We start from the raw sequence: 13,386 nt of genomic DNA, 5'->3' as shown, positions 1-13,386 counted from the left end.
ACGTATTTGTTATTAAGTAGGGGTCGATAAAAAAGTTCTTAAAGATTATAATAGCGTTATCAATTAATTGTTTTTTCTGTTTGAAAAGTTAAGAACAATGAGGTTTCACAAAATATGACGCAGTTTTGATCTTTTAGTAAAAGATAAATAGGGGATAGGAAAAATGAAAATTGAGGATTATTGTTTTTTCCGGCAAACATGTTATGACATTCGTTACGACATGGTAGAAGGATATGAATTATTAATGCGCGAGCGGGTGGACGGGCAATGGCAAGTACCAAAAAGTTTTCGTTTGATGACGCCAGAATTCTTTGCCACAATTGTCACCGATGCCATGCTACATTTACCTTCTAAATCGCAAATGATGGTTAATTTAGACCATGATCAGTTTGTCGATCAGGGAATGTTGGATGCCTTAATTGATGTTCATAGAAAACTGCCAGATTACAGTTTGACGTTAGAATTAACAGAGCGTGATAACACCAAAACCATTATGGATGTAGAATTACTAAAGTCTGCGATATATGCGACAAGCAAAGGATTACTGCTTAGTTTTGATGATGTTGGATCTGGTGTTAATCAGTTTGAGATTTTGAAGCCGTTATTTCCTTATGTGGCAGAACTAAAGTTTGCGCTTCAAAACTTTGAGCCAGAAATAAATGTAGCTTATAACAAACTTGCCTTTTGGAGCCAAACAGCAAATTATTTAGATAAAAAGTTTGTGTTAGAAGGAATGGAAACTAGAGAAGATGTGATTATTGCGCAACAGTTGGACATCAAATATGGTCAAGGGTTTTATTATGATCGCCCACAAAAGTTTTATTAATTAATTAGAAAGAGCCATTTGAGGGCTCTTTTTTTGTTGGGGAGAACTTCATTCTTTTAAAATATATATAGGAATTACTGTGTGGGATACAAATAAGCAGCTTATTGCGCTATAATAGTAATTGCACGTCTTTAAAGTTAAGGGGCGTAATTATAACTGTCAGGAAGAAAAACAACTGTGACTAAGTTGTTCGGACTATTTGAAGCGAGTTACCAAGATGAAAACTCGTAATTTGATTTTTACTGTAAATTTAATTTTAATTTTAAGTTGATGGATTAGGTTAGAAGACAAATACGAAGGTTGTAAAAAATGGAAAATAAAAAATATTGTTTATTACGTCAAGCTTGCTATGATCTTGAATATGGCATGGTGGATGGCTATGAATTATTACTCCGCGAATTGGTGAATGATGAATGGCAAGTGCCAACCAATTTTAGTTTATTAAGTCCAGATTTTTTCGCAGAACTTGTAAGTGAAGCAATGGAACACTTGCCTTCCAAATCTCGAATTATGGTTAATTTAGATCATGAACAATTTGTGGATCGAAAGATGCTGGATGCACTAATTAAAGTTCATAACCAGATGCCAGATTACACACTAACGATAGAATTAACTGAACGGGCTAACACAAAAATGATTATGGATGTGGAGTTACTCAGATCTGCAATGTATGCAACAAGCAATGGTTTGAAGCTTAGCCTTGATGATGTTGGGACAGGTGTTAATCAGTTTGAAATGTTAAAGCCTATCTTGCCTTTTGTGAGTGAGCTAAAATTTGCTTTGCAAAATTTTAAAGCAGAATTAAAGCAAGCCTACAACAAACTCTACTTCTGGCAGCAACTAGCAAACTTTCAAGGAAAAAAGTTTGTGCTAGAAGGTATTGAAACAGAAGAGGATTTAGTAGTTGCACAACAACTAGCTGTGGGATATGGTCAAGGCTTCTATTACGATCGACCACAACAATTTTATTAAAGGTAATTTAGGGGATTCGTTTTAAAACGAGTCTTTTTTATTTGTTAAAAATCTGGTCTTAAAAGTAGATTTCTAATTGAGAATTTTTGATGATATACTAATTAAGACTAGAAAAATTATAGTATTTTTTTGAATGGGCTAGATATAAATGCGGCAAAAAATATAGGAAAGATATTCAAAATAATAGTATAAAAGAACACAAAAATTGAGAGAATGCTTTTTTAACGTTGAAATTACCCATGCAAAATGGGAAAGGTTACACATTTTGCATGGGTAAAAAGGACATCATGTAAATTTTAAGCTTGGTATAATATTTCTGTTGAGAATGTACTGAGCCGAAGTTCATCCGGGAGGGATAAATTATGGAAATCAAAGGTTTTGGGGTTGAAGAATGGCTAAACGAAAATGAAAAAACGGCTCGGCTCGATATCTCACAAAGTACAATTAAGTCACTAACACTGGGGGAGTTACTAAAGTTTGATAGCCAGGACCCAACCGAACAAATCACAAAATATCTAGATACAAAATTAAATTACGGGTGGATTGAAGGATCCCCTGAATTTAAACGATTAGTTGCTGAACTTTATGCTAACGTTGATAGTCAAAATATTCTACAAACAAATGGCGCCACAGGTGGAAACTTCCTAGTACTATTTAGTTTGTTAAATCCAGGTGATCAGATTATTTCCTTATATCCAAGTTACCAGCAGCTTTACGATATTCCGAAGTCATTAGGTGTAAAGGTTGATAACTGGGATATTCAAGAAGATCTTGATTGGCAACCAGATATTGAACAATTGAAGCAACTTATTTCTCCGAAAACAAAAATGATTTGTTTGAATAATGCACAAAATCCCACGGGCAGCCTCCTCAAAGAGTCATTACTAAAGCAAGTTGTGACGTTGGCAAGAGAAGTGGGTGCATATATATTGGCAGATGAAGTTTATCAGCCGGTAGATAAAGTTGATCAGTTTATGTCGGTGGCAGATCTTTATGAACGAGGAATTTCTGTGAATAGTCTGTCTGAGACTTATTCAGTACCTGGATTACGAATTGGTTGGGTAGCAACACAATCGTCGAAATTAGCCGATATCTTCCGAAAATATCGAGATTATACCATGATTTCTGGGGGAGTTGTTAATGACACATTAGCTTGTGTTGCTTTAAGAAACCGCCGAGAAATTCTTTTACGAAATGAAAAGATTGTGAAGCGTAATCATGAAATTCTACGTAAATGGGTTGATTCTCAGGAAAAAGTTGACATTATTATGCCTGAGCAGGTTTCAACAGCCTGCATTAAGCTTAATATCGAGATGGATGATGAGACTTTTTGTCGGAATTTATTAGATGAAACCGGTGTTTTATTAGTTCCGGGGAATCGATTTGATATGCCGGGCCATGCTCGAGTTGGATATTGCACGGATACGGACACTCTGAAAAAAGGATTAGAAGAATTAGCTGGCTTTTTGAAAGCATGTCAATAATTTACGGATTTTGATAGTAAAACTACAGAGTAAAGTATCAATTCTACTACTTTGCTTTCATAATAATTTCTGGGATAATGGAAAACATTATAATTTGATAATGAAAGAGGTTAATGATGACTGATCCCAGAAATAAAGGTAATTATGAAAGGTATCTATCACAGACTCATGAGTGTAAAGTGCTTAGTAAACCAGAGCTTGCCGAAGTGTTAAAAAATATGCAATTTAAACAAGTGCAGAAAGGTCAACACCTGATTGATCAGTATGATGTGCGTAATTATACTTTCTTTTTAAAGAAAGGATTCTTCAAAACGGAGTCAGTTAATAGCGACTGTGGTTCCTCTTTTATGTCGTTTCTTTGTCCTGAAATGGTGTTTCCATTAAGAGGAATGGATACGGACCGTTCTTATTATTACACGGCTACGGCGCTAACGGATGCGGAAGTAGTATACATTCCAAGGAGTCTATTTGATAAACTTAGATATTCAAATCACCAATTTTCATTAAAAATAACGAAGCAAATGGATGATGTAATAGCAGAAACCGAGACCTTTCTTCAACGAACTTCTAATTCCTCTGCAAAAGGAAAAATTGAACAAGCTTTACGGTCGATAAATGAGCAATTTGGTGCAGATGATAATTTAAAGGATGGTCGCCAAATTCCATTTCCAATTACAATTAAAGAACTTTCGTACTTTTGTGGAGTTAATCGAAAAACAACCAGTTTAGTTATCAGAGAGCTGGTAAGGGCTGAAAAAATTAGTTATACCGACAAGTATTTATTTTTTCCGGATTTTACGTTTGAAACTTAACGACTTGTTTTGCTATTTTGATGTTTGGTATACTTAGGATAGTTAACACGGAAGTGAAGTGTAAGAATGAAGAAAAGTGAACGGCAAAAGATTATAACAGATCTTATTTCTAATCAATTAGTAGCAAAACAAGATGATCTTATGGACTTGCTGAAGACCCGTGGCGTTGTGGCTACCCAAGCCACGATTTCACGTGATATGCGTGAAATGCATATTGTTAAGTCAGCGGACAGTCAAGGTGTTCAACGTTATATGATTTTTCAGTCTTCTACTGAAGATCCAACTAGCTTGCTTTTTCGTACCTTTAAACAAACGGCCTTGCAAATTGATCAAATTCAATTTGTAAATATTATAAAAACTGCGTCAAATGATGGTAATCGTTTGGCGGCCGTCTTTGATGATACAAAAATGCCAGAAGTGGTTGGTACCTTAGCAGGATTTGATACAATTGTAGTTTTTAGCCCTAATCAAGAATTAGCTGCTCAGTTGAATCAAAGACTATCAAAATATTTACCTGATGAAGGAAAATAAATTTAATGGAGCAAGGACTGATAACTCAGTTTTTGCTCTATTTTAATTGATTTCTGAGGTAAGTTTTTAAAGGTGTTTTAAGGCTTGCGCCGGATGTAAAGTCTGTGATGGTAAGTGTGATACAATACAGCTATCATTAATAAAAACGGAGATTCTTATGCAAACAAATAAATTTTTCTCTTCGCTAAAATTGGGATTAAAACAAATTGGACATTTTTTAGCTCCTTATTGGCGTCGATTACACGCATTTATAAAACGATATTGGAAAAGGTTTCAATTGACACGCTGGTTAATTGTTGCGTTTTTGACTTTTTTTCTTATTATGAGTGGCTATTTAACTTATCAGGCTAAGACGGCTGATGTAGGTAATCTTAAAAATGCGTTGGAAAAAACAACTGTCGTTTATGATTCAAAAAATAACAAAGCAGGGTCCTTATATTCTCAAAAAGGAACGTGGGTTGGCCTGAGCAAGATATCAGTGAATGTTCAAAATGCCGTAATTTCTACGGAGGATCGTAATTTTTACAAAGAATATGGATTTTCTGTAAAAGGAATTGGACGAGCGGCGTTACTGTATGCTGTAAACAAAGTGATGCATCGTAATTATATTAGTGGTGGGGGAAGTACGCTGACCCAACAACTTGTTAAAAATGCGCTCTTGTCACAACAACAGACTTTTACACGAAAGGCCAAGGAACTTTTCCTCTCAATTGAGGTAGAAAATTTATATACTAAATCAGAAATTCTGGAAATGTATTTAAATAATGCGTACTTTGGTAATGGTGTTTGGGGGATTCAGGATGCTGCAAAGCGTTACTTTGGTGTTTCTGCAAGTGAGTTAACAGTTCCTCAAGGAGCAGTTTTGGCAGGAATTTTAAAATCCCCAAGTGCGTACAATCCGGATGATCATCCAGCAGCCTCTAAGCAACGTCGGAACGTTGTCCTAGAATTAATGGGTGAAAATAATAAATTATCCGATTCTCAGGTAAAAGCCTACCAAAACACAAAACTTACGACCTATAACGGTTATACGAATACGAGTGATTACAAGTATCCTTATTATTTTGATGCAGTTATCAGCGAGGCAATCAGTCGTTATGGATTAACGGAATCTGACATCATGAATCATGGATATAAAATTTATACTTACTTGAATCAATCTGACCAAACGAGTATGCAAACTCAGTTTAAGAATTCAAGTTATTTTCCGAATAACGCCTCTGATGGAACCAAGGTTCAAGCTGCTTCAATTGCTATTAATCCGAAAACGGGTGGGGTTGCAGCTGTTGTTGGTGGACGTGGTAAGCATGTTTTCCGAGGTTTTAATCGGGCCACACAGATTAAACGGCAACCTGGATCAACTTTAAAGCCAATTGTTGCTTATGCGCCGGCTTTGAGTAGTGGTTATTCTTATGATTCTACTTTGCAGGATAAATTAAAATCATATGGAACAAATAAATATCGTCCTGCAAATTATAATGGGCAATATGATGGCACCATTCCTATGTACAAAGCACTAGCTGAAAGTCGTAACGCACCAGCTGTCTGGTTGTTAAACAAAATTGGCGTTTCAAAAGGCTATGATTCTGCTAAGAATTTTGGCTTGAATTTGAACAAAAGCGATAAAAATTTAGCACTTGCATTAGGCGGATTGACGACGGGAATTTCACCTTATCAATTGGCTAGCGCGTATACGGCTTTTGCTAACAATGGTGAATTAGCCCAAACTGGATTCATCCGAAAGATCGTGGACTCCTCAGGTAAAACAATTGTGAACAATAAAACTCAGAAAAAACGGGTTATCTCTAAGAAAGTAGCTAAAGAAATGACCAGTATGATGATTGGAGTGTATAGTGACTCTTACGGGACTGGGGTAAGTGCCAAGCCCGCAAATTACACAATTGCTGGAAAGACTGGAAGTACAGAGGTTGACGGAGCTTCAAGTAGTGATGCAACTGGCGATGAATGGATGGTTGGTTATACGCCTGACATGGTAGTCGCTACTTGGGAAGGTTTCGATGATACGACCAAAACTAATCATTTGGAAAATCTAAGTGGTGTAGGGTTGGGCTCACTATTTAAGTCTGAAATGGAAAGTATTTTGCCGAATACTGCTGGTACTGAATTTGGCACCAGCAATGCTTCTAGTTTGGCAGCTGCCGAAAATTCTGGATCAGGTTCATCCAATTTATGGGATTCTATCAAAAATGGCACTTCTAGTGCAGAAAAGAACTTTTCTAAGGGTACAGATTCAGTTAAGGAAAAAGCCAACGAGTGGTTAGACAAGGCAAAAAGCTTTATTGGGCAATAAACTTGGCTAAATGCAAGGATCAAACGAGGCTGGGTATGATACAATAGCAATATAAAAGTAAAACATCTAGGAGGAAGACAATGGCTGTTAATATTTATGATACCGCGAACCAGATGGAAGAAGAGCTCCGGGAAACAACTGAATATAAGAGTTTAGTTGCAGCATATGCAGAGATGAAAAAAGATCAGAAAGCATATGACCTTTTCAAGGATTTTCAAGAGGTGCAAGTAAATTTACAGCAGAAGCAAATGAATGGTGAAGAGCTAAGTGACGACGAGATGGCTCATGCACGTGAAATTGCTTCTCAAGTTGGCGACGTTGATGTGATTAAGAATTTGATGGATAAGGAACGTGGATTAAATCAACTTTTGAATGATATTAATCAAATTATTACCAAACCAGTTCAAAATTTATACCACGATTAAAAATTGAAAATTTAAAAAAAGCGTATTTTAAATACGAACAGGGTTAGTGCAAATTAATGATTTGTTCTTACCCTTTTTTTATGAAGTGAGGAAGTATTTTTATGAAATTTATTCATGCAGCGGATATCCATTTAGACAGTCCGTTTCGAGGATTACGTAAAGCACCAGATCAAATTTGGGAGAAAATCCATAATTCTACCTATGCAGCGTTTATAAATATGGTTAACACAGCAATTGAAGAAAACGTAGATTTTGTTTTAATTGTGGGTGACCTTTATGACCGGGTTCAACATAGTATTCAGGCTGATTTGTTTATGAATGAGCAGTTGGAGCGCTTGAATCAAAAACAGATTCCGGTTTATTTAAGTTATGGAAATCACGATTATTTAAATGAAAACACAGAAATTATTCATTATCCAGATAACGTTTATGTATTTTCTGCTCAACCTGAAGTGCAACAGTTGACCTTACATGACGGTACAACGGTTACGATTGTAGGCTTCAGTTATGATAAACAGGCTGTTCAGGAAGATATGGTGGCTAAATTTCCGGACAGAAATCAATCTGATTTTGAAATTGGAACGGTTCATGGAAGTATGGATAGTTTGAATGCACCAGAGGCAAATTATGCCCCATTTTCTAAGAGTGAATTATTAGGCCTACATTATGATTATTGGGCACTAGGGCATATTCACAAACGGCAAATTCTAAATGAAGAGCCGGCAATAATTTATTCAGGAAATTTACAAGGTAGACATAAAAATGAGGCAGGTAAAAAAGGTTTTTATTTGGTCACAAGTGAAGGGCATGAATTAAAGCCTAAATTTGTGCAGGCTTCGGTCGTTAATTGGCAGCCGATGAAGGTTCAAGCGGATTCGGAAGAGACTTTTGACCAGTTAGTCGCAAAAATCCTGGATCAAATTGTGGACTTAAAGGACGAAAAACCAAATTTTATCAATGTTAAAATTGAAAACATTCAAGAATTGACGAGCTCGGTGTTGTCGCGAATTGAAGACGATAGTTTATTAGAAGTTGTTCAACAAGCCCTATTGAGTAAAAGCATGCATTGGGTTTATGAAATCACACCGGTGCCGACACAAAAAACATTTAAACTGAATGCAATTGACGATGAATTTTGGAAAGAAAGTCAGAAAAAAGTTTTTACTGGTGAAAACATTAACCAGCTTGCTGGAAGTTTATTGAATCAACCATTCATTGCAGAAGCGCTACAACATGATATGCCAATCGATCAACTCCAAGATTGGGCAGAGACTTTGTTGCTTAAAAATGGTGGGCGTGAGGAGCAAAATGATGAAAATACTGAAGATTAATGTATACGGATTTGGTAAATGGCAGGATCAGAAGTTTGATCTTGCTCAAAATCTCACTTTTTTTTCTGGCCCGAATGAGGCTGGAAAATCAACCTTACGTCAATTTATCTTAAGTGTTTTATTCGGGTTTCGAACAAAACGTGGTGCAGATCGTTATTTACGATATGAACCTAAAGATGGATCTAAGTACGGTGGAGAGCTGTTAGTTGAACACAACGGCGCACACTATTTGCTTACGCGAGTCAAGGGGAAAAGTGGTGGCAAACTTACCATTACAAATGTTGAAACTCAAGAAATCCTTTCAAATGATATTTTAGCTACGTTATTGGGCTCAGTGGATGAAACCTTGTTTAACGAAATGTTTAGTTTTAGCCAAACAGAGCTTGCTGAAATTCGACAGTTGGAACGCGACGAATTTCGTAAACGTGTTTTAAAAATTGGTGCAGTGGGCAGTGATCAGTGGATTAGCTTGCAAAGTAATTTCGAGAAAAATGCTGATAAGATATATGCCCCCAAAGGACGCGTTCGTCCACTGAATAAGCTGATCAAAGAACATCAAAAACTAAGTCAGACCGTGCAGGAAGCAGGACAAGAGCTTGGTGTGTATAAGCAAGAAACAAATACAGCTAATCAAACCCAAGAAAAGCTTACCCAAGTAAAAAGCCGGATTAAGCATAGTCAAGACAAGTTAGAACGAATTAAACGGGATTTAAATGGCTGGGCAATTTATCAACAATTACGAGATTTAACTCAATTAAGTGCCACTGAGTCTTCGATTTTACCTAAAGATAAGATTCAAGAGCTAGAAAAGTTGAATCAAAGCTTAAAAGAAACCAAGCAAACAATTGAAGAGCAGAACGAAAAAATTAGTCAGTTTACAGAGAAATTACAGTCAAATCCGCGAGTGGCCTTTTTTGACGAGCATGAAGAAAATTTAAAATCCATAAACGAAGAGTTACCTAACATTCAAAATTTGTTAAATAAAGTTAAACAAACAAAACAACAAATTGTTGAAATGGAGCAAGAACAAGCCCAAATTAGGGCGCAATTAAATACTGTTGAGTCAATACCAGATCCTTTTACAGAAGAGGAAATGGATCAAGTTCGGACTAATTTAGCCCAAAAATCAAGTTTTGAAAAGCAAAAACAATCTATCCAAGATCAAATTGTAGATATACAAAGTCAATTATTAAAAGAGACTAATTCAAGACAACCAGTTAGGCAAGCGACTCAAAATCAGGGTACCAAGAGTGGTCTTGTTATCCTTGGAGTTGTGCTAATCCTGGTTCCCTGGCTGTTTAATCTGGGGATGGGGCTTAAAATTGGGTTATTAGTATTGGGCTTAGTCAGCATTGGCGCGCGTTTTATTGGCCGAAGAAAACCGATTAACCAAACTGATACTAATTCTGAATCTGAAGATTTACAGACTCGATTAACTGATTTAAATGGACAGTTGGAAGAAATTTCACAGCAACAACAAATGGTAACGCAAAGGCTTATCGAAATTGGAAGTAAGAAAGGTCTTGCTAATTCAGATCCACAAACGTGGCCGACTTTACAAAATTCCTTAAGTCGGTTCGAATTACTGACACAAAAGCAAAAAGTAAGTGAGCAACAAGTAGGACAGACACAAAAAGAAATTGATGATTTCTTGAAAAAGGGCAAAGTTCTATCTGATTGGGTCGTGTTAACCGGTGAAGCAAGTGAGCAAATTGAAAATTTAGTTAATTATTTTCAAAAAATGAATCAAGCTCAACAGGATATGCTTAAAACGCGTCAAGATTTAATTTATTATCAAAATCGACTTGAAAAAGTAGTCAAACAAAGAGAAAAAATTGAAAATGAAATAAATCTGAATTTACAAAGCCTTGGATTAAGTAATTGGGAAAATTTCCAGATTGCTAAAGAAAAGCAAAACGAGCAGGAAATTAACCACGAAAAAATTACGAAGCTAAAACAGCAAGTAAACGCCACAACATTAGCAGAATTAGCTAAATTTAAAAATCAAGCAGAAATTCAAGCTGAATTAGATGCACAGGCAGAGAACTTACAGCAACTTCGTAAAGAGCAAGAAAATTTAATCGAACAAAAAACGGTTCTGAACACGAAACTGCAACAGCTTGCTGATGATGACACGTATTCTGATTTACAACAGCAATTGGCTAATCAAGAAGCAGAGATAACGGCAGAAACGCGAAATTGGTTAACGAATAAGTTGGCAGCTCAATGGATTGATGAGACATTATCAGTTGCTAGTCAAGGACGGTTACCAAAGATTATCACCTTTGCTGAACAATATTTTTCCTTGTTGACAAATAAACGTTACAATAAGATTAGGTTTAACGAAGAAACCATCGTTGTTTTTGATGCACAGAATCAAAGCTTTGATGTAGGCGAGCTATCACAAGGAACGGCCGAACAGCTTTATGTAGCCATCCGGTTGGCATTTGTTGAAGTCATGACAGATTTAGTGGACCTACCAATTATTATTGATGATGGCTTTGTTAATTTTGATGCAACACGAAAGCAGAATGTTTTTGAGTTACTAGATAAAATTAGTCAAAAACATCAAGTTATATATTTCACAACAGAAACAAAAATGACTGCTACAACGCAAAATAGTAAAATGATTCGGCTTGAATAAGGAAATGCGTTTACAGGTTTGCATTTAGTTGGGATCCACATTGAGATTGAGAAGGGATATTGAAAATGGATAATAAGAAGCTTTTTGATTATGAAGTTGATGAAACTTTAAATATATTTGTTTTGATTAAAAGTGCTGAGGTTCGAGTTGCAAAAAATGGAAAAGATTTTCTATCAATGGTATTTGAAGATCGTTCTGGTGATATTGGTGGAAAGTTTTGGGATGCAAGTCCGCAAGATATTAAAAATTTTGTGGCTGGAAAAGTTATTTTTTTGAACGGAAAACGCGAAAATTATAAGGGTACACCACAGATTAAGATTTTGGGCATTCGGTTGGCAACGGAAACGGAGCCTAATAATCCCAATTTGTATACCAAAAAAGCGCCAATGAATGAAGCGGATATGAAAGAGGAAGTAAGTAAGCTGCTCTTTGATATTACTAATCCCAACTGGAATAGGGTTGTCAGATTTTTGCTCCAAAAATATGATCAACAGTTTTATACTTATCCAGCCGCAAAAACTAATCATCATGCTTTCCAAGGTGGATTGGCTTATCACACGATCTCAATTCTAAGGTTAGCTAAACAAGTTAGTAATCAATATCCTCAGATCAATCGATCGTTGTTGTATGCGGGAGCTATTTTGCATGATTTGGGTAAAACGATTGAGTTATCTGGGCCAGTTTCCACAACTTATACGGTGGAAGGAAATTTGTTAGGACATATTGTGATCATGGATGGCGAAATCGTGAAAGCATGCCAAGAACTCAAGATTAGTGACAGTAGTGAGGATATTTTATTGTTACGTCACATGATTGTTTCCCATCATGGCTTAAAGGAATATGGGTCACCAATCGAGCCACTGCTCCTTGAGGCAGTTGTTTTACATGCGTTAGACGATTTGGATGCTTCTATCCAGATGGTGACTGGAGCATTAGGTCATACAAAGGGTGGAACATTTTCTGAACGGTTATTTGCCATGGATGGCCGTAATTTCTATAAACCTCTAGATCATAAAACTGAATAAATTTGGCAAAATAAAAAGTGCCGCCTAACTTCAAGAACTTGAAGTAGGTGGCACTTTTTGTTACTTATTTATTTTGATGATGATGAACTTGAAAGGTAGTCAGATAAAACATCTTTTAAGTCACTATCTTTAATTGAAACATTACCATCCTTAAGGACTTTCGTAACAACGGCTTTTAACTTGCTGCTGCTACTCATATCAGCTGTCCAAACACGTTGTTTAAGGGCTGCAGTATGATCACTCATCTTACCCTTAGAAGGCTTGTTGATCATCTTAATTACTTGATAACCATAAGTCGTCTTAACAGGGGTTGTTGTGTATTTACCTTCGTCAAGTTTAAATGCTGCCTTTGTGAAGCTTGAGTCTAAGGTTGTGTTTGTATCGTCAAATGCTGCAAGTTTCCCACCTTTGTTCTTAGTTGAACTATCAGTAGAGTACTTTTTAGCAAGAGATGTGAAACTTTCGCCATCTTTCAACTTCTTGATAACAGTTTCAGCAGTTGATTTCTTAGTAACTAAGATTTGCGCAACTGTAACCTTAGGTTGGTAAGTCTTCCACTGTTTCTTTAAGTCTGCATTTGTCACAGTTGCTTTATCTTTAACAGCTTGTTCCAAGAGAAGGTTAGAACGGATCTCTTCTTTGAAACTTGAAGTTGTCATACCGTTTTGGGTCAAAACACTCTTAAATTGACTACCATATTGGGTCTTATAAGCATTGTACTGCTTCGTAACTTTCTTCGTAGAAACCTTTTTCCCGTAATCTTTCTCGAGAACTTTGTTTAAGATCATTTGTTGAAGTACTTGTTTACCACTAGAAGTCGATTTCAGACTGCTGTAGTATGTACTTTCGGTGATCTTACCACCCTTTGTTGTTGCGACGGTCTTGTTACCACAGGCAGCTAAACTTACTGCCATAAAAACGCTGGCTAATGCAATTAACCATTTCTTCATCTATAAACACATCCTATTCTTAATTGTTTGAAAAACTTCAATACCCATCATACCATACAAAACGGTTGATTTATA

11 protein-coding genes are annotated in these 13,386 nt (G+C 36.2%); 10 read left to right on the top strand and 1 reads right to left on the bottom strand.

The window, feature by feature from the left end; genetic code table 11:
- The first annotated feature begins 163 nt into the window (after positions 1-163).
- From ACLHK8_RS03060 to ACLHK8_RS03015, 10 genes are all read left to right on the top strand, one after another.
- Positions 164-826: an EAL domain-containing protein gene (locus tag ACLHK8_RS03060; RefSeq protein WP_082854826.1), complete on the top strand. Its 663-nt coding sequence runs from the start codon at positions 164-166 to the stop codon at positions 824-826.
- Positions 827-1,135: 309 nt separating this feature from the next.
- Positions 1,136-1,798 carry an EAL domain-containing protein gene (locus tag ACLHK8_RS03055; RefSeq protein ID WP_231908584.1) on the top strand — a complete coding sequence of 221 codons (663 nt, stop codon included), beginning with the start codon at positions 1,136-1,138 and terminating at the stop codon, positions 1,796-1,798.
- A gap of 362 nt (positions 1,799-2,160) precedes the next feature.
- Positions 2,161-3,282, top strand: a complete 1,122-nt coding sequence (locus tag ACLHK8_RS03050) for an aminotransferase (protein ID WP_434520389.1) — start codon at positions 2,161-2,163, stop codon at positions 3,280-3,282.
- A 116-nt stretch (positions 3,283-3,398) separates the two neighbouring features.
- A complete protein-coding gene (locus tag ACLHK8_RS03045; RefSeq protein WP_063697138.1) occupies positions 3,399-4,094 on the top strand; it encodes a Crp/Fnr family transcriptional regulator in 696 nt (231 codons plus the stop codon).
- A gap of 66 nt (positions 4,095-4,160) precedes the next feature.
- A complete protein-coding gene (locus tag ACLHK8_RS03040; RefSeq protein ID WP_063697141.1) occupies positions 4,161-4,625 on the top strand; it encodes an arginine repressor in 465 nt (154 codons plus the stop codon).
- 157 nt (positions 4,626-4,782) lie between these two features.
- Positions 4,783-6,936 (top strand): PBP1A family penicillin-binding protein, encoded by a 2,154-nt coding sequence (locus tag ACLHK8_RS03035; protein WP_063697144.1) that lies wholly within the window; start codon positions 4,783-4,785, stop codon positions 6,934-6,936.
- A gap of 80 nt (positions 6,937-7,016) precedes the next feature.
- Positions 7,017-7,361: a YlbF family regulator gene (locus ACLHK8_RS03030; RefSeq protein WP_057772436.1), complete on the top strand. Its 345-nt coding sequence runs from the start codon at positions 7,017-7,019 to the stop codon at positions 7,359-7,361.
- A 101-nt stretch (positions 7,362-7,462) separates the two neighbouring features.
- A complete protein-coding gene (locus ACLHK8_RS03025) occupies positions 7,463-8,692 on the top strand; it encodes a metallophosphoesterase family protein (RefSeq protein ID WP_057772438.1) in 1,230 nt (409 codons plus the stop codon).
- On the top strand, positions 8,670-11,336 hold the full coding sequence (locus tag ACLHK8_RS03020) for an ATP-binding protein (RefSeq protein ID WP_197460017.1): 2,667 nt from the start codon (positions 8,670-8,672) through the stop codon (positions 11,334-11,336). Before ACLHK8_RS03025 ends, ACLHK8_RS03020 begins: the two co-directional genes overlap by 23 nt.
- A 401-nt stretch (positions 11,337-11,737) precedes the next feature.
- The gene (locus tag ACLHK8_RS03015; protein ID WP_406827448.1) at positions 11,738-12,361 is read left to right on the top strand and encodes an HD domain-containing protein; all 624 of its coding nucleotides are present in this window, start codon (positions 11,738-11,740) and stop codon (positions 12,359-12,361) included.
- Positions 12,362-12,429: 68 nt separating this feature from the next.
- Here ACLHK8_RS03015 and ACLHK8_RS03010 read toward each other — a convergent pair whose 3' ends face one another.
- On the bottom strand, positions 12,430-13,311 hold the full coding sequence (locus ACLHK8_RS03010; RefSeq protein ID WP_063697149.1) for a peptidylprolyl isomerase PrsA: 882 nt from the start codon (positions 13,309-13,311) through the stop codon (positions 12,430-12,432).
- Between the last annotated feature and the right edge of the window lie 75 nt (positions 13,312-13,386).

It is taken from the genome of Pediococcus sp. M21F004 (assembly GCF_051122535.1).
GTDB classification, from domain to species: Bacteria; Bacillota; Bacilli; order Lactobacillales; family Lactobacillaceae; genus Pediococcus; species Pediococcus inopinatus.
This window is presented reverse-complemented; position numbering and strand designations above follow the sequence as displayed.

Bases quoted from the DNA above. Each gene is read 5' to 3' on its own strand.
- ACLHK8_RS03010 (WP_063697149.1), bottom strand. From the start codon at position 13,311: ATGAAGAAATGGTTAATTGCATTAGCCAGCGTTTTTATGGCAGTAAGT.
- ACLHK8_RS03045 (WP_063697138.1), top strand. From the start codon at position 3,399: ATGACTGATCCCAGAAATAAAGGTAATTATGAAAGGTATCTATCACAG.
- ACLHK8_RS03055 (WP_231908584.1), top strand. From the start codon at position 1,136: ATGGAAAATAAAAAATATTGTTTATTACGTCAAGCTTGCTATGATCTT.
- ACLHK8_RS03050 (WP_434520389.1), top strand. From the start codon at position 2,161: ATGGAAATCAAAGGTTTTGGGGTTGAAGAATGGCTAAACGAAAATGAA.
- ACLHK8_RS03020 (WP_197460017.1), top strand. From the start codon at position 8,670: ATGATGAAAATACTGAAGATTAATGTATACGGATTTGGTAAATGGCAG.
- ACLHK8_RS03025 (WP_057772438.1), top strand. From the start codon at position 7,463: ATGAAATTTATTCATGCAGCGGATATCCATTTAGACAGTCCGTTTCGA.
- ACLHK8_RS03060 (WP_082854826.1), top strand. From the start codon at position 164: ATGAAAATTGAGGATTATTGTTTTTTCCGGCAAACATGTTATGACATT.
- ACLHK8_RS03015 (WP_406827448.1), top strand. From the start codon at position 11,738: ATGAAAGAGGAAGTAAGTAAGCTGCTCTTTGATATTACTAATCCCAAC.
- ACLHK8_RS03040 (WP_063697141.1), top strand. From the start codon at position 4,161: ATGAAGAAAAGTGAACGGCAAAAGATTATAACAGATCTTATTTCTAAT.
- ACLHK8_RS03030 (WP_057772436.1), top strand. From the start codon at position 7,017: ATGGCTGTTAATATTTATGATACCGCGAACCAGATGGAAGAAGAGCTC.
- ACLHK8_RS03035 (WP_063697144.1), top strand. From the start codon at position 4,783: ATGCAAACAAATAAATTTTTCTCTTCGCTAAAATTGGGATTAAAACAA.